Origin of the sequence: Pacificispira sp. (assembly GCF_965228185.1) — a bacterium.
Lineage (GTDB): Bacteria > Pseudomonadota > Alphaproteobacteria > UBA8366 > Aestuariispiraceae > Pacificispira.
Genome location: NZ_CBDDHE010000002.1, coordinates 45,804 through 67,010, shown reverse-complemented (window position 1 = coordinate 67,010; position 21,207 = coordinate 45,804). Strand labels below are relative to the sequence as shown.

Below are 21,207 nucleotides of genomic sequence, written 5' to 3'. Positions count from 1 at the left end.
TGGCCGCCGGGCTTGCCTGTTTGCGCCGCATCGCCTAAGTGCAGGACCGAAAATCCGAATTTGGAAAGGACGCGGTTGAATGCGCGCCGAGACGCAAGCGGTGGTCGACGAACTCAAGCAGTCTCTGGTACTGCTGAGGAGGCATCTTTGACTGGGATGTTTCGACGAAACGCCTGGAAGAATTGAATGCCCGGTCGGAAGACCCCAGCCTTTGGAATGACCCTGAAGCCGCCCAGAAGGTGATGCGCGAACGCGCGTCGCTGGAAAGCCGTATCAACGGCTTTCTGGAGCTGCAGAACGGTCTGAAGGACAATGTCGAACTGATCGAACTGGCGGAGATGGAAGACGATCAGTCGATGATCGCCGATGCCGAAGCCGCCCTGTCGGCACTGCGCGACACCGCCGGTAAGCTGCAATTGCAGAGCCTGTTGTCCGGCGAGGCCGACGGCAACAACTGCTTCCTGGAAGTGCATGCCGGCGCTGGCGGTACGGAAAGCCAGGATTGGGCGCAGATGCTGACGCGCATGTATTCGCGTTGGTGCGACAAGCGTGGCTATAAGACCGAACTGATGGAAGAAAGCCCCGGCGAAGAAGCCGGCATCAAATCCGTGACCCTGAAAGTGGTCGGTCAGGATGCCTATGGCTGGCTGAAGACCGAAGGCGGCGTTCATCGCCTCGTCCGGATCTCGCCTTACGATTCCTCGGCGCGGCGGCATACCAGCTTCTCGTCGGTGAAGGTCTATCCGGAAATCGACGATTCCATCGAAATCGAAATCAATGACGGCGATCTGCGCGTCGATACCTATCGCGCCTCCGGGGCTGGCGGTCAGCACGTCAACCGGACCGATTCAGCCGTTCGCATCACGCACCAGCCGACCGGCATCGTGGTGCAATGTCAGAACGACCGGTCACAGCACAAGAACCGCGCGACGGCGATGAAAATGTTGCAGGCCCGTCTCTATGAGATGGAACTGAAAAAGCGCGAAGCGGCGGCCCAGGAGAATTTCGAGGCCGAGACCGAAATCGGCTGGGGCCGGCAGATCCGGTCCTATGTCCTGCAGCCCTATCAGATGGTGAAGGATCTGCGCACGGGCGTGGAAACGAGCAATACCGGCGCGGTGCTGGACGGCGACCTGGACGACTTCCTGGAAGCGTCGCTGGCCTCCAAGCTGGACGGCAATCAGAGCGACGTCGAAGATCTGGATTGATCCCATGAGCGAGACCCCCGAAGAACGCCGCGACTTCATTCGCGACATGATCAAAAGCGACCTGGCGAATGGCAAGGTCGCCGAACTGGTGACCCGGTTCCCGCCGGAGCCGAACGGCTATCTGCATATCGGGCACGCCAAATCGATCTGTCTGAATTTCGGCGTGGCACAGGAATTCGGCGGGCGCTGCAACTTGCGTTTCGACGACACCAACCCGACCAAGGAAGAGCAGGAATATATCGACGCGATCCAGGAAGACGTCCGTTGGCTGGGCTTCGATTGGGACGGCGAGCCGAAATTCGCGTCGGATTATTTCGAGACCTTCTATGGCTATGCCATCCATCTGATCGAAGCGGGCAAGGCCTATGTCGACGATCTGTCGCCTGACGAAATCCGTGAATATCGTGGAACGCTGACGCAGCCCGGCCGGGAAAGCCCATACCGAAACCGAACGGTGGCAGAGAATCTGGACCTGCTGGCGCGGATGCGGAACGGCGAGTTCAAAGCCGGCGAAAAGTGCCTGCGGGCCAAGATCGACATGGCATCGGGCAACATCAATCTGCGCGACCCGGTACTGTACCGCATCCTGCATGCGCACCACCCGCGCACGGGCGACACCTGGTGCATCTATCCGACCTATGATTTCGCGCATGGCCAGGGCGACGCGATCGAAGGCGTGACCCATTCCCTGTGCACCCTGGAATTCGAGGATCACCGGCCGCTCTATGACTGGTTCATCGAGAACCTGCCGGTGCCGTCGAGGCCGCGCCAGACGGAATTCTCGCGCCTGAACATGACCTATCTGGCACTGTCGAAGCGCAAGCTGATCCAGCTTGTGAAGGACGGCCATGTGCGCGGCTGGGACGACCCCCGCATGCCAACCCTGCGCGGGTTGCGGCGGCGCGGTGTGCCGGCGGCGGCGCTGCGCGATTTCTGCGGGCGGATCGGCCTGACGAAATCGGACAACACCATCGAGTACCCGATGCTGGAACATTGCATCCGGGAAGAATTGAACAAGACCGCCCAACGCCGCATGGCCGTTCTTGAGCCGCTTAAGGTTACAATCACCAACTATCCGGAAGGGCAATCGGAAACCTTGGATGCCGTGAACAATCCGGAAGATCCGGATGGCGGGACGCGGCAGGTTCCGTTCTCGCGCACGCTCTACATCGAACAGGCGGACTTCATGGAAGACCCGCCGAAGAAGTTCTTCCGTCTGGCCCCGGGCCGGGAGGTGCGTCTGCGCTGGGCCTATTTCATCACCTGCCAGGATGTGGTGAAGAATGATGCCGGCGAGGTTGTGGAGCTGCTGTGCACCTATGATCCGGCGACCAAGGGCGGCGATGCGCCGGACGGCCGCAAGGTGAAGGGCACGCTGCACTGGGTATCGGCGGAACACGCGGTCTCGGCAGAGGTGCGTGTCTACGACCACCTCTATACCCGCCCGGATCCGGGGGCGGACGGCGATCCGATCGACGATCTGAACCCGGATTCGCTGTCGGTGATTGCCGACGCGAAACTGGAGCCGAGCCTGTCCGAGATCCCGGTCGGCGAGACGGTGCAGTTCGAACGGCAGGGCTATTACTGCGTCGATCCGGACGGCACCGCGGACAAGATGGTCTTCAACCGCACAACCGGGCTGCGTGACAGCTGGGCCAAGGCGCAGAAGAACGGCTGACCGTTCCGAAGTCTGAATGTGAAAACGCCGGCCCCAAGCGTGTGGCCGGCGTTTTCGTTTTTGGGCCTCCGATTCAGGCGGCGCGGCGGCCGAAGCCGGTCATCATGATCAAGGCGGCCAACGTGGCGGCGGCAACCGGGATCAGCAATGCGGTCCGCAGGGCCTCGATCCGTGCTTCGGGATGGTCCTCAAGCCCGAGATTGTAGACCACCAGCGCACTCACCGCGGACAGACCCAGTGCGGCACCGAACTGGAACGCCGTATTGACCAAGCTGCTGGCAAGCCCCTGTTCCTCCGCTTCAATGCCGTCCGTCGCGGCGATGGTCAGCGGCCCATAGGCCAAGGCAAACGCCATGCCCAGCGCCAGCATGGACGGGAACATCGCGGCATAGGTCCAGTCCAGTCCCATGCCCAGGAACAACGCATAGCCGACCACCGCCAGGACAAGGCCGCCGAAGATCACTTTCACATTGCCCCATTTGCTGACCAACCATGGTGTCAGGGTCGGGGCCAGGATGGCGTCGACGCCCATCAGCAACAGGGCAAAGCTGGTCTCAACCGGGGTCCAGTTCATCACTTCCTGGAGGTACAGCGTCACCAGGAACTGAAAGCCGAAAAAGGAACCGGCGAACAGCAGGGTGGCAGTGTTTGTCCGGACCAGTGCCGGCGACCGGAAGATTCCCAGACGAAGCAGAGGGACTGCCGTGTTTCGCTCAACGATCAGAAAGGCCGCCCACAGCACCAGGCTGAGTGCGAAGGACCACAGGGCGACGGTGATTTCGTCAGGGCGTTCCAGCTGGGTGACGCCGAAGGTTGCGCTCAACATTGCACTTGTCATCAGGATGGCGCCCAGGAAGTCGAACTTTCGGCGTTCCGGCGCTGGTGCCCGATCGATGATCAGCCGGGGCGCGAGGCACAGAATAAGGGCGGTCAGGATGACCGGTGCGAAGAAGACCCAGCGCCAGCTAATCGCCGTCAGGAACCCGCCCGCGACCAGGCCCAGCGAGAAGCCAGCGGCGGCCGTTCCGGCATAGATCAGGATCGCCTTGTTCCGCAGCGGCCCCTCCGGGAAATTCGTGGTGATCAGCGACAGGCCCGCCGGCGTCATGAAGGCGGCGGCAAGGCCGGTTACGAAGCGTGCGGTGAGCAGCATCCAACCCTCCGTCGCGAAACCGCCGAGACCTGAGAAAACGAGAAAGACGCTGAGTGCCGCTAGAAAGACCCGTCGGCGCCCGAACAGATCGGCGATCCGCCCGCCCAACAGCATAAAACCGGCATAGCCGATGACATAGGCGCTGACGACGGCGCTGAGCATGGTCGTCGACAGGCCAAGCTCGGCCCGGATGGATGGCAGGGCGACGTTCAACATCGCAATGTCGATGCCTTCCAGAAAGATCGCGCTGCATAGAACAAGCAGGGCGCCCTTTGCACGGGCGCTCATTCGCACGGTCCGGCCGTCCGCCGGCTCGGTTGCGGTCGCAGTCATTGGGTGGATTCCTTTGGGCGATTGAACGGGACCGGATGTGGGCGGTTACTTATCCGCACCCGGTTCCAACTTGTAACCAAAGCCTAGGTAAGGCATGGTCTGCCGCTATGGAAGAAGGCACTTCAAATTCACCGGGTAACTGCAAACTCACCTGCGACTACGATGTGTTGCAGTGGGACAGCCGGGAAGGGTGCGAGGTACGGCAGATCCTGGACCGGATCGCCGACAAATGGTCGCTGCTGGTCATTGCCCTGTTGGAGAAGCGGACGCTGCGGTTTTCGGAGTTGCGCCGGAATATCGACGGGATCAGCAAGCGGATGCTGACCACGACCGTGCGCCATTTGGAGCGGGACGGGATTATCGAACGGACGGTCTATCCGACCGTCCCGCCAAAGGTCGAATACGCGCTGACGCCGCTGGGCTGTTCATTGCTGATGACGGTGCAGGCGCTGGTCGATTGGACCGAGACGCACCAGGCCAATATCATCGAGGCGCGGATGCGCTATGACGCGCGCGCCCTGGAGGACGGGGACCTATAGCCTCGCTCACTGCGCCTTGGCGAAGAGGTCCCGCATCAGGCTTTCCAGGGCGGTGACGTCTTCCTGGTCGAAGGCGTCGGGCTGATCGCTGTCGATATCCAGGACCGCCAGCAGTTTGCCTTTCGCATCCCGGACCGGCAGGACCAATTCGGATCGCGTGCTGGACGCGCAGGCGATGTGATCCGGGAAGGCGTCGACATCGGGGACCAATTGCACCTCGCCCGTCGTGGCGCAGGCGCCGCAGACGCCGCGCGAGAACGGGATAGTCAGGCAGCCATGTCCGCCTTGATAGGGCCCGATCTTCAACGTGTCGTTGCCGATGTTGCGGTAGAAGCCGACCCAGTCGAAGCGTTCGTCCTCCTGGTACAGCTCGCAGACGGTCGTTGCCATCAGCGCGATGGCGTCCGTCTCGCCCTCGGCCAGGGCGGTGATGCGTTGCACGACTTCGCGATAACGATCTTCGCTCATGGTCTCAGCCCAGCTTTCCGCCAAAATCGATGGAGAATTCCAACTGCCGCAACTGCTCCATCAGGGTTGCGGTCTTGTCGGCAGTCAGGCCCAGCAGCGGCGGTCGGACCGCCGCCCATCCGTCGTCGCCGCAGAAATTGGCAACGGCCGCTTTCAAGGCGGGGATTGGTGCGTAGCCCTGGAAGACCAGACGAACCGCCTTCATCGCTTCGTTCGCTTTTTCTGCCGCGTCCATATCGCCCGCGGCATAGGCATCCAGAACGGCGCGGATACCGGGCGGGTTCACGTTGGCAGTCGCACTGATGCATCCGGCGCCCCCATTCTTGAGGCCGTCGAGTAGCAGCAGTTCAGATCCGGGGAAGACGTCGAAATCCGGGACATTGTCCAGGATCGCCTTGGTATTGTCCCAGTCGCCGGTACTGTCCTTCAGGCCGACAATCGTCTCCGGGAAGGCCGCGACCAAGCGCTGGATCAATGGCAGGGACCAGCCGATCACGGCCTGCGGCGGGATGTGATAGAGGTAGATACGCAGCCGGTCGTCCGCGACGATGCGGATCAATTCCGCGACATAGGCGAACAGCCCATCCTCGCTGACGCCCTTATCGTAGAAGGGCGGCAGCAGCAGGACGCCGCCGGCCCCCAGCTCCACCGCCTGTTTGGTCAGCGCCGCCGTATCGGCAAGCGAGCAGGTGCCAGTGCCCGGCATCAGCTTCTCGCCGGGAACGCCGGACTCGACGAGGGCTTCGGTCTGCTTCAAACGCTCCGAGACGGAAATGCTGTTCGCCTCGCTGGTGGTACCGAAAATGGCCAGTCCATCGATCCCCGCCGACAATTGCCATTTGCACATCGCCTGAAAGCGTTCGGCGTCGACGCCGCCATCGGCACTGTTGGGCGACAGGACCGGCGACAACACGCCGGAAAACGAACCGCGGGCCATGGAACGGCCTCCCTCTCGAATGCTTGGAACTCTGTTCGGGCGATAGCGTTAAACCGCCGGGCGGCGGCGATCAAGGGCCCTGCAATCAGACCTGCGTCCGGCGCTCCGTGCGTGCCCAGTCCAGAACGGCGTCATGGGCGGCGGCGACCGCCGGGTGATAGCGGGACTGAACGGTGCGGACCAGCAGCACGCGTTCCGACGGCAGCGGATTGTCGATCGGCAGCGCCACCAAGGGCAGGCCGTTATAGGACGTGCCCGTATTCGGCACGGTATAGGTCAATGCCAGGCCGAACCCATGGGCGACCAATGACCGCTGCAACTCGTAATCACTGACCCGCGCGGCGATGCGGGGTTCCACGCCATGACCCTTTAACAGCCCGATCATATGCTGGGCACTGGTCGGCTGGTCCAGGAGGATCAGCGGCTGGTCCTGCAGGTCCTGCAAGGACGCCGCCCCGCGCAAGGCCAAATCATGATCCGCCGCACAGAGGAGGTAAGGCGTCGCCGCATAAAGCGTCTGCGTTTCCAGGCCGTCATCCAGGCCAAGATTATAGGTGATCGCCATATCCGCATTGTCCTGTTGCAGGCGGGCCGGGACCTCGTCCAGGTCGACCTCCAGGAAGCGGACGACGACGCCGGGGATCCGCCGTTCCATATGGCGCAGCAGGCCAGGCAGGATATGGGGGGCAAGCCCGCGATAGCAGCATAGGACGACCTGACCCCGCGGTGCGGCGGTCGGATCGCCCAGCGAGGAGAAACTTTCCACCTGTGCCAAGAGGGTCCGTGCCTCGGCCAGCACTGTCAGCCCAAAAGAGGTCGGCGCCACCCCCTGTCCGGGATGGCGGGTGAAAATCCGATGCCCGAACAGATCCTCCAGCGCCTGGATCGCGGCAGAGATCGCCGGCTGCGAGACATTGAGCCGCCGCGCCGCCATCGACACGTTCCCCGCATCCGCCGTCGCCACGGCATAGGCGATCTGCTTCAAGGTAAGCGATCGGATTTTCTTATGAAGTATATCCATAAGTATTATTTCTACGGATGGGCGCTGGGGGTGTAAAGCGAAGGGGTCTCCCACGCTTTCCGGAGGATCGAAACCATGACCGCCTATCTCGACCAGGACACCATCGATGCGTTCGACCGCGACGGCGCGACCGTGCTGCGCGGCGTCTTCCGCGACTGGATGGACACGCTGCGCGCCGGGGTCGACCGGAACATCGAAGATCCCGCCCCGGAAGCCCGCATCTATCATGACGAGGAAAAGGGCGGCACCTTCCTCAGCGACTATTGCAACTGGCAGCGTATCCCGCAGTACCGGGACTTCATCTTCGATTCCCCCGCCGCCGATGTCGGCGCCGAACTGATGGGTTGTGATCGGGTTCAGCTTTTTCACGAGCATGTCATCGTCAAACTGCCCAATACCGGTATCCCGACGCCCTGGCACCAGGACCAGCCCTATTACAGCGTCCAGGCGCCGCGCACGGTCAGCATCTGGGTGCCGTTGGACCCGGTGCCGCGCGACCGAACGCTGGAATTCGTCGGCGGGTCGCATAAATGGGGCAAGTTCTTTCGGCCGCAGCGGTTCGACGGATCGGCCCTGAACCCCGGCGACGGGCTGGAGGACATTCCGAACATCAACGACCACCGCGAGGATTACGACATTCTCGGCTGGGCGCTGGAACCGGGCGATGCGGTCGCCTTCGACTACCGCACGATCCATGGCGCGCCCGCCAACAACAGCCCCGATCAGAGCCGCCGCGCCTTCTCGCTGCGCCTGGTCGGCGGGCCGGCGACCTTCATTCGGCCCGAAGGCCGCGTGACCTCGCCGCCCTTCCCGAATGTGACCCTGACCAGCGGCGCGCCGCTGTCGGGCCCGGATTTCCCCATCCTTCGCGGCGCCTGAGACGCCGCCTGAAATTCAGGAGAGTAGATATGGCCGACGATCTCGCGCGTCTGGTGACCTGGCATAATGGCGAAAAATCCTTCTCCCCCTTCTCGGAAGCGGAAATGGCGCGGCGGCAGAACGCCGTGCGCGACTGGATGGGGCAGAACGATGTCGATGCCTGCCTGTTCACCTCCTATCACTGCATCAACTATTACGCGGGCTTCGTTTACTGCTATTTCGGGCGGAAATACGGTTTCGTCATTGACCGGGACGGCGCCACCTCCATCTCCGCCGGGATCGACGGCGGGCAGCCCTGGCGGCGCACCTTTGGGGACAACGTCACCTATACCGACTGGCGCAAGGACAATTACTTCCACGCCGTCCAAACCCTGACCAAGGGGGTGAAGCGGCTGGGTGTGGAATTCGACCACATCACGCTGGACACGCAACGCCAGCTTCAAGACGCGCTGCCCGGCGTGGAACTGGTCGATGTCGGTCAGCCGTCCATGTGGATGCGCACGATCAAATCGGCGGAGGAGCATGTCCTGATCCGCAAAGGGGCCCAGGTCGCGGATATCGGCGGGGCCGCAGTGGCCGAGGCCGTGGCGGCCGGCGTGCCGGAGCATGAGGTCGCCATCGCCGGCACCAATGCGATGATCCGCGAGATCGCGACGTCCTATCCCTATGTCGAGTTGATGGATACCTGGACATGGTTCCAGTCGGGCATCAACACGGACGGGGCCCATAATCCGGTCACGAACCGGGTCGTGCAGGCGGGGGACATCCTGTCGCTGAACACCTTCCCGATGATCTTCGGCTATTACACGGCTTTGGAACGCACCCTGTTCTGCGAACATGCTTCCGACGCGCATCTCGATCTGTGGGAAAAGAACGTCGCCGTTCACCGGCGCGGGCTGGACCTGATCAAACCCGGCGCGCGGTGCTGCGATATCGCGGCCGAACTGAACGACATGTATCGCGAATGGGATCTGCTGCAGTACCGATCCTTCGGCTACGGTCACAGCTTCGGCGTGCTGAGCCACTATTACGGCCGCGAGGCGGGCGTCGAACTGCGCGAGGATATCGACACCACCCTGCTGCCCGGCATGGTCGTGTCCATGGAACCGATGATCATGCTGCCCGAAGGCCTGCCCGGCGCAGGCGGTTATCGCGAGCACGATATCTTGATCGTCACGGAAGACGGCGCGGAGAACATCACCGGTTACCCCTTCGGTCCGGAGCATAACATTCTTTAGCCCGCACCTTCGGGGGCGCCGAAGTCAGCACGGCAGGGCGCCCCTAAGGGCGCCCTGCCGAACTTGGCATTCGAAAATGGGTCAAGGCCGCCGCACAGTTTGAGGGCTAGCCGGCGCTGCAAACCGCCCGGCGGATATTTTCGTTTTCTTGCCCTGCGCAACCCCGCATAGTTCCCTCGTTGGGAAACCTGTCTTGGTGGTTGCGGTGGGGGAGTGCGATGAGTGATGTGAATGAAACGACGGTGCCGTCAAAGGTCCCGGTTTTCGGGTCCGTCGGTTTCGCCTACCGCGAGGGTATCGGTAAATACGCGACCTATCTGAAGGTCGCATGGCTGCCCGCGGTCGTCGCGGCGGCCGTGATGACATTGCCAAGCTATGTGATGCCCCATTTGCTCTCGAACGATGGGGCGCAGGATCAGGTCGCCGATACATTCTCGCAGTTTTTCTCCAGCGAGTTCATCGTCGCCCTCCTCCTTGCAACCGTCCTTCAGGTTCTTCTGGTGATCCCGCTCTACGCAGTTTGGTATCGTCAGGCCGCGATGGGCCCGGAGTTCGCGTTGGGCGGGTCGAAATGGCCATATGGCACGCGGGAACGTCGGTTGCTGATGGCGTCGCTGTTCCTGTTCCTGTGCTGCGTGATCTTCGTGGCAGTTCTGTTTGCCGTTCTATCGACCGTCGCGACCGGCGCGCTGGCGTTCATCGTGGGGTTCTCCGCGATCGTGGCGTATGTCTATTGCATCGGGCGCATGATCCCCCTGCTGGTCGGGGCGGCGGTCGGCGACGAAGTATCCGTGTCCGAGTCCTGGCAGATCACGCAGGGGCAGGGGTGGCGCATTTTCTTCAGTGTCCTGGTCCTAGTTATCAGCAGTGCGCTCCTCTTTGCCCTGATCGGTTTCATCGCCGGCATGGGGGGCGGATTTGTGATCGTGATCTTCTCATCGCTGTTTGGTGCGTTCGGCGAAACCATCGGGCGGTTGGTATTGGACGCCGTTCTGGCATTCATCGTCATCCTGCCATCGCTGGCGGTCTATTGCTGTTTCCAATCGGGGGTCTACGGACGCCTGCGGGAGCGGCTGTTGGCACTGCGCGACCGTCACCCGGCCTGAGGAGATCTCAATCAGTCTAGGCGCTTTGCCCCCGGAATGGTGGTCAAACCTTTCCGAAGTCCCTATATCCAACGCGACTTGTTGATCGCGCGCAGGGGGTATCGTGAGCAAACCCGATGAGGCCGGGCCGGGGGCCTTCCCGTCGAAGGATATCGTGCTGGGCAGCTTCATGCTGCCGTTCTCGCATTTCGGGCTTTATCTGCGCTCCGCCTGGTTGTCGCTGGTCGCTTTCGTCGCCGCCAGCCTGGTAGTGACGTCGATTCTGCCGCTGCCGCCCGCCCCGCCGGAAGGCAACGATCTGGCGCAGTTGATCGAGTACATGACGGCGCCGGGCGGACTGCTGGAAGTTCTCGCCTATGAAATCGTGAGACTCGTCCTGCTGGTCCCTGCGATAACCATCTGGATCCGCCTCACCGTCTTTGGCCCGCCGGAAGACGGGCGGTTTCCGCTGCTGTCCCTGGGCGGCGCGGAGGTGCGGTATCTGTCGGCCTATGTGCTGATCGCGCTGATGTCTCTTGGGGCCATGATCGGCGTCCTGATCGCCGCGACGCTGGTGGTCAGCGTCCTGTCGGCGATTATCGGGACCCTGGCCGGCGGTGTCGGCAGCACGCTGATGAGCCTGACCAGCATCGCCGGATCGGCCTTCGGCCTCGCGGCCTTCGTTTACGTGACGTCCCGGTTCATGCCGGCGCTGGGGGCGACGGCGCTGGGTGATGCCTTCGACGTCAAGGGCGGTTGGGCGGAAACCAAGCCCCAGGCATGGCCGCTCTTCTGGTCCCTGGTCAGCTTTGCCGGGATCCTGTTCCTGGCTCAGCTTGCCCTGATGATCGGCTTCGGCATGGTTTTGCCCTCGGGTGTCTGGCTGCTGGGCGGGGCGATCCGGGCGGCGATCCAGGCTTTGGGCATTCTGCTGGCCTGCGCCTATATCGGCCGCGTCTACGCCTATTTCCGGACCTGAACGATCCCGGCGACGGCGTTCAGCAACGTGTCGATCTCGTCTTCCGTATTGTAGACATGCGGCGAGGCGCGGACCATCGCCTTGATCCCCGTGTCCAGCGTATCGGTCCGGGTCAGTTGCACGTCCGAGGCTGAGGTGTTGATCCGGTGTTCCAGCCTGAGGCGGTTCACGATCTCCGTCGTCGCCACCTCCTTGTGGGAGAAGGTGACGATGGCACTTTTCACCGTGCCGCGATCATGGACCGTGATGCCGGGAATGGCCGCCAAGCCCGCCCGCATGCGATTGGCGAGGGCGGTCACCCGGTTCCAGATCGCCTGCGGGCCCAGCATGTTGGCATAGTCCAGGGCGACCCCAAGGCCGATCCGGCCGGCGACGAAGCTTTCCCAGTTCTCGAAACGCCGTGCGGTGTCCCAGACTTCATAGCCGTCGATTTCCGTCCATCGGGCGGCGCGGTTGTCCAGGAAGGGCGGGTCCAGCTTCCCGATCCAGTCCTCGCGCACCCATAGGAAGCCCGTGCCGCGCGGGCCGCGAAGGAACTTCCGGCCCGTGGTCGACAGCATGGTACAGCCGGTCTTCGCGACATCGACCGGGTAATGTCCGACCGACTGGCAGGCATCCAGCAGATAGGGGATGCCGTGCTTCGCCGCGACCGCGCCGACGGCCTCCGCCGGGTTCACCAGCCCGTCATTGGTCGGCATGTGGGACAGGCAGATCAGTTTCACGCTGTCGTCCAGCAGCGCCTCCAGGCCCGCCGGGTCGACCGCGCCGTCCGGCGTGTCGGGCGCCAGCAGGACGCGGATGCCATGGCGTTTTTCCGCATGCCGGAAGGCGATCATATTGGAATTGTACTCCGACCGGGCGGTGACGACCGTGTCGCCGGGCCGCCAGTCGAAGGCATAGAACACGGCGTCCCAGGCGCGGGTCGCGTTCTCCAGATAGGCGATCTCGTTGGGCTTTCCGCCGATAAGCTTCGCTGCGCTGGCATACAGGCTTTCGGCCTGATCCTTGGCCAGGTTGAAGGCCTCGTAGCCGCCGATCGTCGCCTCGCGGGTCAGATGCGCCTGGACGCTTTCCAGCACCGGCCGCGGCATCAGTCCGGCCCCGGCATTGTTCAGATGGATCAACCCGCCGCCGCAGCCCGGCGTGTCCGCGCGCAGTCCTTCGACATCCAGTTCCATCGTGCCCGCATCGCTCATGGCCGCCCCCTCTTTGTTCTATGCCGTGACGACTTAAGACGATCCGGTCGCGGCCCGCAAGACGGCGGGCGGGGCAAAAATGTCCGGGTACAATAAAGCGCTTCAGATCGGTTGGTTCAGAACTGTCCGCTGGTCATCACCCGGGCGCGGGCGGCGGCTTCCATCTGTTTCTGGGCGCGGTAGTTGCGCGGCGGCCATTCGGCGGTCGCGATATAGGCGTAACCGGCACTTTCCAGCCCGGTATCGCGCCCGCCGATCGGGCGGCCCTTTTTCAGGGCGTCCCAGATCCGCATGACGCGCTCGCGGTATATTTCCTGCCGCTCCGGCTTGGTCGAATGATATTCCTTCACCGCCCGGGTCCAACTGCTGCGCTTCTGACGCAGGTCGGTCAGGAAGGTCGTGGCATAGGCGACATTGTGGATCGGGTTGAAGGCATCTTCCAGGCTGGCGAAGTTCCGGCCGTGGTAATACAGGTTCACCTGCATGCAGCCGACATCGATATTTGTCACGCCGCGCGCCTGCAGCGCCTCCACCTCGGCAATGGCGGCGGCCATGCTGGGCAGGTAACGGCCCTTGCCCTCCGCCATGACCGTCCAGGGCCAGGCGATGAAGGCGTCATGGGCGTCGCTCCAGCGTCCGCTCTCGGTCAGCGAAATCGCCTGCAGCAGATGGACCGGAATATTCTTCGCCCGCTCCGCGAAGGCGATGGCGGCCGCACAGGGTCCGGCATCGCCTTTTGCCGACGAGCCTCCCGGGGCGATAGCCCCTGCCGGGGCGGCGGCAAGATCTTCCGCCCGGACGCTGGGACCGGTTGTCAGAAGGGCGCAAAACAGCGCCAGGGCCAGGGATACGCGCAACATCGAACCTCTCCCGTCCGATAGACTTCTCTCTCGACCGTCAGGGAAAGCAAGGCCTGTGCCAGTGTTCCCGCCGCCGGATGTCCGTTCGATGAATTTTCCTGCGATCAAATGCTTGATGGACCCGAAAACGGGTGCTAAACACCGCGCCGTCCACAGAGACGCGGGCGCGTAGCTCAGTGGGAGAGCACTGTGTTGACATCGCAGGGGTCGCAAGTTCAATCCTTGCCGCGCCCACCATCGAAACCCCCAGGGAAACCTGGGGGTTTCGTCTTTTACTGATCGCAAGAAAGGAATCGGTCCCTACGGGCCGATGGCGCCTTTCAGCCAATAGGCGATCTTGCAGACCCCTCCGGCATAGATGACCCGTATTCGGACGAACAGATCCGACCCCTGGATCTGCACGGTCTCGTGGGTTTCGCTGACCAGGGTCCCCTTGAACTTCACGCCGACGATGCCGTCCTCGATACGATACTGCACGGTTCCGGTGGTATCCGGGTGAAGCCAGAATCCCTTGCCGCTTTCCGGCTCCAGGGTGACCGATTGGAACCGGACTTCCGCACATTCGGTTTCGCTGCGCAGAATGGCGGGGTCATAGGTACCCGGTTTGAACCGGACAGGGCCAGTACGCGCGGCGCGTGGTGGCGCGGATGCGGCGCCTGACAGGGCTGCAAGGCGGCTTTCGGCGATGCTGCGGAACAGCCCATCCGGATATCGTGTCAGGTATTCCTCAAACAGGGCGGGATCGTCCTGGGCCGCGATAGAGCTCCAGAACACGGCCTCGCGCGATTGCGCGGCAACGTCGCCTGCGGCAGCGGCCGGAACGAAGGAGAAGTTGCCGGTCAGGCTCGAGCTTTCCCAGGGTACCTGCCGTTCGGCGGTATGTTCCATGACGTCGATCCGGGCGCGCTTGAAGACCTCCTCAATTGGCAGTCCGGGCAGGTTCATGGCCCGGGCCAGGGCACGTGCATAGGGGCTGTAGCGCCCGGTACCGTCCGCCGCGACGGATCCCGGGGCGGTCGAGTAAGCCAGCAGCGTTCCCCGCGGCGCATCCATGCGCGCCAGTCCGGTTTCCGACGAGCGGAAGCTGCGCGCATAGGGATTGTTCCGGCAGGCGTCGAGAATGACGATGTTGAGCTGGGTCTCCGCATAGGCGATGGATTGCAGGATCTCATCGGCGGCCACCGCTTCGATCGGGACGTCGCGTTCGTGTTCGATCTGCGCCTTTACCGGGATCAGATAGTTGCGCCCCTGAATCTGAACGCCATGCCCGGCATAGTAGATCACATTGATGGTGTCGGGCCCGGCCTCCGCCAACGCCTCGCCGTAATCCAGCACGGCGCGCTTCAGGGCGCGTTGGTCCAGATCGGAATGGCGAGAAACGGTGAACCCCAGGCTTTCCAGGGTGTCCCCGACCAGCCGCGCGTCATTCGGCGGGTTTTGCAAGGGGGCCGTGGCATAATTGCCATTGCCGATCACGAGCGCCATACGCGTTTCCGCCGCTGCGGAATTTGCAGCGACGATCAGGCTCATCATTATCCCTAACAGCATCGCCAACGGAGTACGGGCCATGGGGTATTCCTCCCTCCCGAACGCTGCGATATTCTGAAAGGATAGTTTATCAGGTTATTCCGAAAGTACGAACAGTGTCGAAATTGGGCAGGTTTGCGGTAGGCCGTGACCATAACTTTCGTTGCCGACGATGGTTCCGGATCGGGCGGCGGATGCCGAACGGACAAGCCCCCCGGAGCTTTCCAGGGGGCTTTGCTAAGTCGGTTCCGACCGGGTGATGTCGGTCGGGACCGACGTAGGGTGTCGTAACGTTCAGAAGGTAGCGCTCAGAAAAGACTTCAAATCCTGTCTGGCCTGAGCCGATGCCTGCGAGTTGCGACCGGATGTGATTCCCATCGATCCACAGTCGCTAAGGACCTCCTGTCGCTGCTCCGCAGTGGAGGCGATACGGCCGGTTCCGCGTTCCCGCGTTATGCCGTCCGAGCCAAAGGAGAAGTGACAGTCACTCGGATTGAAGAAAGGCTCCCGCTCGACATTCCACGATCCGTCGAAGGAGTGATAAGCCCCCTTGTAGATTTCCAGAGTCATGAGGGTGCCTTCCGGATCGACGTGTTCCTGAACCGTCTGACACTGAGACACGGGCGTGTAATCGTCCAAGCCGCCGAGCAGCATCTTCACGGGCGCGCCAGTCAGTTCCGTTTCGTCCGGCAGCAACCCGCAATACGGATAGATCGGGACATGCGCGGCGAAACGGTCGTCGCCAGTGGCGAACCATTTCCTGACCTGCTCGAGGGATGAATAGAGCGCGACCATACCGCCCTTTGAGAATCCCATCACCGCGACCTTGGATCCGTCAATGCGTGGGTCCGAGCTGAGCAGGTTCAGTCCGGCATAGGCATCGGCGAGCATCATCACCGCGGTTACCAGGGTCTGGTTCGCTTCCGTACTCCGAATGCCGCGCGCACCGTAGCTGTCGACGACCAGCGTTGCATAGCCTTCCCGGTTCAACATCGACGCATAGGCGTGTTCATGAACCGCGTCCACGCCTGCACTGTCATGCATGATGATCACGGCCGGGACCGGGGTTCCGGGATTTGCGCCGTCCGGGAAGGTCAGGGTGGCCGGAACGGTCACCTCCGGTGCGGATCCGTCGATCATGTTCACGAAGTCATAGGGGGATCGGCTTTCGTAAAGGATGTCGCCGGTTTCCGTACCAGACAACTGCGTCAGGGCCGGGCCGGTCGGGGCCGACGCACTTTGACAGGAAGCTATCAGCGCACTGGCGGCGACCGCAACAATGGTTCGACCAAGCGCGTGACGAGCGAGGCCCATTTTTAGATCAATCATGATTCTATTCCCCCAGAAGTTTATTTACGCCCATTGAAGGACTTCACGTTTCCCTCGCGAATAAGTGTCCTCAATAAGGAAATATATATCAGTTCAATGTATTTGAGTATATATTGGGGAGATTTCATCGAAATGGAAATTGTCGGTTTGTATGTCTGTTCCATTTCTCTCTTGATTGACTGATTTTATTAAGTCTTATGTATATCGTCTTGGTTGAATTTATCTGTTTGGCGCCGAATGAGGCAGAGATATTTTTCGGTATTATTTTGTAATAAGGCCGTAAACGGCGCGATGGGCTGGCCGGTTGCTTTGCTTTCGCAGAGTTATGGTCCCCGATCGCTGTTGCCGTCGCGTGGGGAGGTCCTTACTGCAATGTCTGGATGGTACCCAGGATACGCACATTCTCGTCAACGGGCATCGCAATGAAAACAATTTCCCCCGAGCGAGGGAAATGGCCGGTCAGCGCGGTGATATTGACCTGATGCGTGATCATTACGACAGGGGCGTTCAAAGCGGTTGCGATCAGATAGGCGCGCAAGGCGGCGGTCTGATCGGGGCCGTCGCCGCGATTGGCGAAGAAGGAGTTCAGGAAGGAGGCATCCTGTACCGGCCCGAGCGCCATTTCGGTGGCGGTGTCGCGGCAGCGGCACCATTGGCTGGTCAGGATAGTGGCGGTGTCGATGCCGTTGGCACGGAACATGTCCCCGATCCGGCGGGCCTGGGCCCGGCCCTCTTCCGACAGGTTGCGCTGCGTGGCGCAGTCGCCGACATCGAAGGCGGCAGGGTCGCCGGTGCCGGGCGCCAGGGCGTGGCGGATCAGCACTGCCGCCCGGCCGTCGCGCAGGGCCTGCCATAACAACGGTTCGGCGGCGGCCGGGACAGCATTCAGGGTGACGATCAGAATCGCGGTGACCCACATAGTCCGTTTCATGCCGGTTTTCCCAAGTTTTTCCCGATAAGCAACTGGTGACGGATACGGTTCCTGACGGTGTCCGGATCATGGAGTTGTCGGTCTAGGCGCCGTGTCATCGGTGTCGTTTCCTTCTTCACTGCGCGGATCGGTTGATTTCCCGGGAATAGTATTGAAGGCAAACAATAAGTTACTAACTTTAACCAAACGATATGGACGGGGCTGGGCGAACGATAGGCGATGTGCCTAGCGAGGCATTGTAATGCTTGTGTTGCATTGGATCGGCAAAGGTCGTCCGCCGGAGGTCGACGGAGTTAGCTTTTCGACCGAGGATTCTCCGAGCGAGGCGTTCCAGGCTGTCGCCTGTAATCCGTCCGATCTTTATCTGGACGTCGGGCATCAATCGACGCCCTCGGCCGCCACTGTCGCGCCGTTGGTGGTGTTCGGCGATCTCGATCCCCGGGTGCGGGTTCATGTCGATGTCTGGGTGCAGCCTGAAGAACAGGATGGCCTGGAAAAAATCCGCGGCGCCGTGAACAGGATTTGGAAGCGGTTGAATAACCGGCTGTGCAAGGCCGCATCGGATTCGACGCATATCGCCGTTCTGGCGCTGGCCTATTCCCGGCAAACCGGTCTTGCCCCGGAATTCGACCCGTCGGATCCCACCGTCGCGCGGTTCCCGGGCCTGTTGGGGCACTCCGACCTGGACGTCCCGCTGCAGGACCTTCACGACGCCGGGCTGATGACGCGCAGCGCGACGGATACCTTGCCGCAATGCCCCCAGTGCGAGGGCAGCCGCGCCCTGGCGCGCGAGGTTTGCGTGTTCTGCGGCAAGGCGACCCTGGAAAAGTCCACCATCGTTCATCATTACCGCTGCGGCTATCAGGGACCGGAGGAGGATTTCGAGCGGGAGGGCGAAGACGGCTGGCATTGTCCGAAATGCCATCACGAATTGCGCCATTACGGCCGGGACTACGATCAATCGGGCAATCTGTTTGTGTGCCTGTCCTGCAATGGGGACATGACGGAGCCTGAAGTCGGCTTTCGGTGTCTGGATTGCGGTACAGACACCCGTGGCGACAGGATGGGGTTCCGGCGCATCTGGCGTTATGAATTGACCCCGAACGCCACCATGGCCCTGACCTTGCTGCGCGACGGCAAGGAGGATCGGATCCTGGATCTGTTGCGCGGTGGCGGCCACTCGTCGCCGGAAGGTGACGCGGTCGCGGACGACCGGCCGGGACCGACATCGGCGCGAACGTTCAAATTGGAACTGTCCCTGGCCGATGGCGGCGATCCGACCGATCTGGCGAACGGGTATGAGATTGTGCATTCGGTACTGACGAAGTCGATGCGGGACACGGATGTCATCTCGACGGAGTTGTCCGACGCGACGGACGGGTTCGTTGTGACGACGACCGGCGGATCGACGGACTTTGAGGCCCTGATGCGTACCATCGAGGGGCGGGTGAAAGACAAGCTGGGGGAAGACCGGCCGATTCGCATCGTCGCGCGCGAGGTGACGACGCCGGACGAAACGCCCCCGATTGCGATTGCGCAGGGCGGCGATGCTCGGTGACGCGCTTGCCTGGCTCGGAACCCTGACGCAGGCCGAAGCGGTCGGCGCGTTCTGGCATATGATCCTGCTTGAGGTCCCGCGCTATCTGTTGACCGGCGGGGCGGTGGCGCTGGCGGTCTGGCGGCGTCCTGGTTTCGGCGGGCGGCATGTGACCCGCGCGCCGGAGGAGCCTGCCGGATATGCCGACGTTACCGTCTTATTGCCGGGGCATAATGAGGCAGGCGGCCTGCGGGCGACGGTCGACTCGCTGCGTCAGCAGACTTTGGCGCCGAGCCAGATCGTCGTCGTGGACGACGGTTCTACGGATGGCATGTCGGATGTCGCCGCCGATTTGCGGCGCGAGGGTTTGGTCGACATTGCGCTGCGCACCGAACTGCGTTCGGGAAAGAGCGCGGCGGCCAATCTGGGTTTGCGGTACGCTACCGGTCGCTATGTCGTGATTGCCGATATCGATACGGAGTTCGCCCCCGACGCGATCGAATGCATGTATCGCGAGTTTGCCGATCCGAAGGTCGGCGCTGTGGCCGGCAATCTGGCGCCCCGCAATGCAATGGAAAGTCTGACAACCATCGTTCAGGCGATCCAATATCTGATCAGCATCAGCATGGGGCGGACATTCGCGGATTCCTTCGGCATCTTGTTCATTGTTTCCGGTGCGGTCGGCATGTTCCGCCGTGAGGCCCTGGTCGGCGTCGCGGGCTGGGAGGTCGGGCCAGGCGAGGATGCCGACCTGACGGAAAAGCTTCGCCGAGCGGGATGGCGGATCGCCTTCGCGACGGCTGCCATGGCTTACACGGATGTCCCGACCACGATGGAGTCGTTGATCCGCCAGCGTCTGCGCTGGAACCGCAGTCTGGTCCGGGTGCGGCTGGAAAAGTTCGCCGTGTCGCTGCGACCCGGTCAGAGCCGTTTCAGCCTGTCGGACGCCTTTGGCCATATCGATATTCTGGTGTTTCAGGCCTTACTGCCGTTTTCATTCACCTTGTATGTGGTTTGGCTGTTCATGGCGTATCGCGGCGATGCCCCGGCGATATTGCTGGCGGTCGCGATGATCTATGTCCTGTTCGCATTGGTGACCTTCCTGTTTGCGGTCATCGTGTCCGGCGACCTCCGAAGTCTGCGATATCTGCCCTATGTGCCGCTGTACTCGCTGGTCAGCAGTTTCATCTTGCGGTTTGTCCGCATGGCGGCGATCGCCGACGAGATCCTGCGACAGGGATCCTACAAGGACAGCTATGTGCCGAGACGGGTACTGGATGCGGCAAGAAAGGATCAGTCATGAAGCGGTTGCGCCGCCTGTCATTCGATTCCGGAATCGAGAATGAAGTGCGCGGCAGCGGGCGCCGCTGGACACGGATCATCTATCTGACCTGTCTCGGCCTGTTCGCCTTGGCCTTGCTGCGGTTGTTGGTCGGCGACTATGTCGTCCTGCGCGGTGACGGGATCGTTCTGCGCGACCGGATCGATGTCGGCGTCGAATACAACGCCACGATCCAGGCGGTCTTCGTCGACGAAGGTCAGGAAGTGGAACGGGGCGATCCGATCTTCGCGCTGCGGTCGCTGGATGCCAGACGGACCCTGGCGACGCTGCGTCGGGACGAGGCGGAACTGGAGGCCGATCTTTATACGGCGCGAGCGGAGTACACGTCCCTTCCACGCCTGATACAATTGGCGGAAAGCCGATATTCCGTCGCCGAGGCCCGCCTGCGGCAGGTCCGGGATCTGGAATCCAGGAATCTCGTTTCCAGCGCTGAGTTGGGTCAGGCAATCGATGCGGAATTCAAGGCGAAACTGGAACTTGAAGAATTGAATGCCGCCCTGGTCAAGTCCGGCGCCTTGGTCGACGGATTGTCGGACACGCTGCAGCGGCTGCGCGGCGTGATCCACGGGTTCGAGAACGACTATGACGGTGGTACCGTAAAGTCGCCGGTGACGGGCCAGGTCGCACCGGATCTGCCCTATCCCGGCGCGGTGATCGAGCCTGGTGATACCGCCATTTCGATCTTGTCCGGCGCACCCTACGTTCTGGGCTATATTCCGACCGGCACCCTGTATTCCATCGATCAGGGAGACGCGGTCATCGTGTTCGCAGGGGCCGATGCCTATCGCGGCCGGATTGAGCGGGTCAGCAACTACGCCCGGTCGGTGCCGCAGGAATTGCTCGATACGTTGGGTCGACCGGAACGGCGGCGTGTCGTCCGCGTCGTGTTCGATGGGGAGGCGCCGCCGGTGTTCTCGACCGTAACGGTCCGGCATGCGGCACTGGCCTGGCTGCCGCTGTAAGGCGG

At 62.2% G+C, this 21,207-nt stretch carries 19 protein-coding genes and 1 tRNA gene; 11 read left to right on the top strand and 9 right to left on the bottom strand.

Features of this window, described 5'->3' with window-relative positions:
* Nucleotides 1–79: 79 nt before the first annotated feature.
* A protein-coding gene (gene prfB / locus ACO06O_RS00390) for a peptide chain release factor 2 (protein WP_421875138.1) occupies nucleotides 80–1,208 on the top strand; the annotation gives its coding sequence in 2 pieces (ribosomal slippage) (nucleotides 80–148 and nucleotides 150–1,208; 1,128 coding nt in all).
* Between the two features lie 4 nt (nucleotides 1,209–1,212).
* A complete protein-coding gene (locus ACO06O_RS00385; protein ID WP_421875136.1) occupies nucleotides 1,213–2,886 on the top strand; it encodes a glutamine--tRNA ligase/YqeY domain fusion protein in 1,674 nt (557 codons plus the stop codon).
* 73 nt (nucleotides 2,887–2,959) lie between these two features.
* On the opposite strand, the gene ACO06O_RS00380 is transcribed toward ACO06O_RS00385, so the two are convergent.
* Nucleotides 2,960–4,372, bottom strand: coding sequence for an MFS transporter (locus ACO06O_RS00380; RefSeq protein ID WP_421875134.1), 1,413 nt, complete (start codon nucleotides 4,370–4,372; stop codon nucleotides 2,960–2,962).
* Between the two features lie 107 nt (nucleotides 4,373–4,479).
* Between ACO06O_RS00380 and ACO06O_RS00375 the strand changes: the two genes are divergently transcribed.
* Nucleotides 4,480–4,911 carry a winged helix-turn-helix transcriptional regulator gene (locus tag ACO06O_RS00375; protein WP_421875132.1) on the top strand — a complete coding sequence of 144 codons (432 nt, stop codon included), beginning with the start codon at nucleotides 4,480–4,482 and terminating at the stop codon, nucleotides 4,909–4,911.
* 6 nt (nucleotides 4,912–4,917) lie between these two features.
* Here ACO06O_RS00375 and ACO06O_RS00370 read toward each other — a convergent pair whose 3' ends face one another.
* The 3 genes from ACO06O_RS00370 to ACO06O_RS00360 all read right to left on the bottom strand — a co-directional run bounded on the left by ACO06O_RS00370 (nucleotide 4,918) and on the right by ACO06O_RS00360 (nucleotide 7,337).
* Nucleotides 4,918–5,379 carry a GAF domain-containing protein gene (locus ACO06O_RS00370; RefSeq protein ID WP_421875130.1) on the bottom strand — a complete coding sequence of 154 codons (462 nt, stop codon included), beginning with the start codon at nucleotides 5,377–5,379 and terminating at the stop codon, nucleotides 4,918–4,920.
* 4 nt (nucleotides 5,380–5,383) lie between these two features.
* A complete protein-coding gene (locus ACO06O_RS00365; RefSeq protein WP_421875128.1) occupies nucleotides 5,384–6,316 on the bottom strand; it encodes a dihydrodipicolinate synthase family protein in 933 nt (310 codons plus the stop codon).
* 85 nt (nucleotides 6,317–6,401) lie between these two features.
* Entirely contained in the window at nucleotides 6,402–7,337 is a 936-nt protein-coding gene (locus ACO06O_RS00360; RefSeq protein WP_421875126.1) for a LysR family transcriptional regulator, read from the bottom strand.
* A 75-nt stretch (nucleotides 7,338–7,412) separates the two neighbouring features.
* Here ACO06O_RS00360 and ACO06O_RS00355 point away from each other — a divergent pair, with 75 nt between their 5' ends.
* From ACO06O_RS00355 to ACO06O_RS00340, 4 genes are all read left to right on the top strand, one after another.
* Nucleotides 7,413–8,216 (top strand): phytanoyl-CoA dioxygenase family protein, encoded by an 804-nt coding sequence (locus ACO06O_RS00355; RefSeq protein ID WP_421875124.1) that lies wholly within the window; start codon nucleotides 7,413–7,415, stop codon nucleotides 8,214–8,216.
* A 29-nt stretch (nucleotides 8,217–8,245) separates the two neighbouring features.
* Nucleotides 8,246–9,454: a M24 family metallopeptidase gene (locus ACO06O_RS00350; RefSeq protein ID WP_421875122.1), complete on the top strand. Its 1,209-nt coding sequence runs from the start codon at nucleotides 8,246–8,248 to the stop codon at nucleotides 9,452–9,454.
* A gap of 218 nt (nucleotides 9,455–9,672) precedes the next feature.
* Nucleotides 9,673–10,560 (top strand): hypothetical protein, encoded by an 888-nt coding sequence (locus ACO06O_RS00345; protein WP_421875120.1) that lies wholly within the window; start codon nucleotides 9,673–9,675, stop codon nucleotides 10,558–10,560.
* A 103-nt stretch (nucleotides 10,561–10,663) separates the two neighbouring features.
* A complete protein-coding gene (locus tag ACO06O_RS00340) occupies nucleotides 10,664–11,518 on the top strand; it encodes a hypothetical protein (protein ID WP_421875118.1) in 855 nt (284 codons plus the stop codon).
* Here ACO06O_RS00340 and ACO06O_RS00335 read toward each other — a convergent pair.
* Together ACO06O_RS00335 and ACO06O_RS00330 are read right to left on the bottom strand one after the other, a co-directional pair.
* A complete protein-coding gene (locus ACO06O_RS00335) occupies nucleotides 11,503–12,714 on the bottom strand; it encodes an aminotransferase class V-fold PLP-dependent enzyme (RefSeq protein WP_421875116.1) in 1,212 nt (403 codons plus the stop codon). The genes ACO06O_RS00340 and ACO06O_RS00335 overlap by 16 nt on opposite strands.
* A 116-nt stretch (nucleotides 12,715–12,830) precedes the next feature.
* Nucleotides 12,831–13,574, bottom strand: coding sequence for a transglycosylase SLT domain-containing protein (locus ACO06O_RS00330; protein WP_421875114.1), 744 nt, complete (start codon nucleotides 13,572–13,574; stop codon nucleotides 12,831–12,833).
* Between the two features lie 162 nt (nucleotides 13,575–13,736).
* On the opposite strand from ACO06O_RS00330, the gene ACO06O_RS00325 reads away from it, so the two are divergent.
* Nucleotides 13,737–13,811, top strand: a tRNA-Val gene (locus tag ACO06O_RS00325).
* Nucleotides 13,812–13,874: 63 nt separating this feature from the next.
* Here ACO06O_RS00325 and ACO06O_RS00320 read toward each other — a convergent pair.
* The 3 genes from ACO06O_RS00320 to ACO06O_RS00310 form a co-directional block, all read right to left on the bottom strand.
* Complete coding sequence (locus tag ACO06O_RS00320; RefSeq protein WP_421875112.1) at nucleotides 13,875–15,143, bottom strand: caspase family protein; 1,269 nt, start codon at nucleotides 15,141–15,143, stop codon at nucleotides 13,875–13,877.
* Nucleotides 15,144–15,395: 252 nt separating this feature from the next.
* On the bottom strand, nucleotides 15,396–16,430 hold the full coding sequence (locus tag ACO06O_RS00315) for a dienelactone hydrolase family protein (protein WP_421875110.1): 1,035 nt from the start codon (nucleotides 16,428–16,430) through the stop codon (nucleotides 15,396–15,398).
* 364 nt (nucleotides 16,431–16,794) lie between these two features.
* Nucleotides 16,795–17,361 carry a histidine phosphatase family protein gene (locus ACO06O_RS00310; protein WP_421875108.1) on the bottom strand — a complete coding sequence of 189 codons (567 nt, stop codon included), beginning with the start codon at nucleotides 17,359–17,361 and terminating at the stop codon, nucleotides 16,795–16,797.
* 241 nt (nucleotides 17,362–17,602) lie between these two features.
* Between ACO06O_RS00310 and ACO06O_RS00305 the strand changes: the two genes are divergently transcribed.
* The 3 genes from ACO06O_RS00305 to ACO06O_RS00295 are packed head-to-tail and all read left to right on the top strand — an operon-like array spanning nucleotide 17,603 to nucleotide 21,202.
* Nucleotides 17,603–18,919, top strand: a complete 1,317-nt coding sequence (locus tag ACO06O_RS00305) for a hypothetical protein (RefSeq protein WP_421875106.1) — start codon at nucleotides 17,603–17,605, stop codon at nucleotides 18,917–18,919.
* The gene (locus tag ACO06O_RS00300; protein WP_421875104.1) at nucleotides 18,909–20,201 is read left to right on the top strand and encodes a glycosyltransferase; all 1,293 of its coding nucleotides are present in this window, start codon (nucleotides 18,909–18,911) and stop codon (nucleotides 20,199–20,201) included. The genes ACO06O_RS00305 and ACO06O_RS00300 overlap by 11 nt, the downstream gene beginning before the upstream one ends.
* Nucleotides 20,198–21,202, top strand: a complete 1,005-nt coding sequence (locus ACO06O_RS00295; RefSeq protein ID WP_421875102.1) for an HlyD family secretion protein — start codon at nucleotides 20,198–20,200, stop codon at nucleotides 21,200–21,202. The genes ACO06O_RS00300 and ACO06O_RS00295 overlap by 4 nt, the downstream gene beginning before the upstream one ends.
* Nucleotides 21,203–21,207: the final 5 nt, after the last annotated feature.

Excerpts from the sequence above, each read along its gene's own strand:
- ACO06O_RS00330 (WP_421875114.1), bottom strand. The coding sequence starts at position 13,574 with ATGTTGCGCGTATCCCTGGCCCTGGCGCTGTTTTGCGCCCTTCTGACA.
- ACO06O_RS00365 (WP_421875128.1), bottom strand. The coding sequence starts at position 6,316 with ATGGCCCGCGGTTCGTTTTCCGGCGTGTTGTCGCCGGTCCTGTCGCCC.
- ACO06O_RS00335 (WP_421875116.1), bottom strand. The coding sequence starts at position 12,714 with ATGAGCGATGCGGGCACGATGGAACTGGATGTCGAAGGACTGCGCGCG.
- ACO06O_RS00370 (WP_421875130.1), bottom strand. The coding sequence starts at position 5,379 with ATGAGCGAAGATCGTTATCGCGAAGTCGTGCAACGCATCACCGCCCTG.
- ACO06O_RS00380 (WP_421875134.1), bottom strand. The coding sequence starts at position 4,372 with ATGACTGCGACCGCAACCGAGCCGGCGGACGGCCGGACCGTGCGAATG.
- ACO06O_RS00295 (WP_421875102.1), top strand. The coding sequence starts at position 20,198 with ATGAAGCGGTTGCGCCGCCTGTCATTCGATTCCGGAATCGAGAATGAA.
- ACO06O_RS00360 (WP_421875126.1), bottom strand. The coding sequence starts at position 7,337 with ATGGATATACTTCATAAGAAAATCCGATCGCTTACCTTGAAGCAGATC.
- ACO06O_RS00315 (WP_421875110.1), bottom strand. The coding sequence starts at position 16,430 with ATGATTGATCTAAAAATGGGCCTCGCTCGTCACGCGCTTGGTCGAACC.
- ACO06O_RS00350 (WP_421875122.1), top strand. The coding sequence starts at position 8,246 with ATGGCCGACGATCTCGCGCGTCTGGTGACCTGGCATAATGGCGAAAAA.
- ACO06O_RS00310 (WP_421875108.1), bottom strand. The coding sequence starts at position 17,361 with ATGAAACGGACTATGTGGGTCACCGCGATTCTGATCGTCACCCTGAAT.
- ACO06O_RS00375 (WP_421875132.1), top strand. The coding sequence starts at position 4,480 with ATGGAAGAAGGCACTTCAAATTCACCGGGTAACTGCAAACTCACCTGC.
- ACO06O_RS00305 (WP_421875106.1), top strand. The coding sequence starts at position 17,603 with ATGCTTGTGTTGCATTGGATCGGCAAAGGTCGTCCGCCGGAGGTCGAC.
- ACO06O_RS00385 (WP_421875136.1), top strand. The coding sequence starts at position 1,213 with ATGAGCGAGACCCCCGAAGAACGCCGCGACTTCATTCGCGACATGATC.
- ACO06O_RS00320 (WP_421875112.1), bottom strand. The coding sequence starts at position 15,143 with ATGGCCCGTACTCCGTTGGCGATGCTGTTAGGGATAATGATGAGCCTG.
- ACO06O_RS00355 (WP_421875124.1), top strand. The coding sequence starts at position 7,413 with ATGACCGCCTATCTCGACCAGGACACCATCGATGCGTTCGACCGCGAC.
- ACO06O_RS00345 (WP_421875120.1), top strand. The coding sequence starts at position 9,673 with ATGAGTGATGTGAATGAAACGACGGTGCCGTCAAAGGTCCCGGTTTTC.
- ACO06O_RS00300 (WP_421875104.1), top strand. The coding sequence starts at position 18,909 with ATGCTCGGTGACGCGCTTGCCTGGCTCGGAACCCTGACGCAGGCCGAA.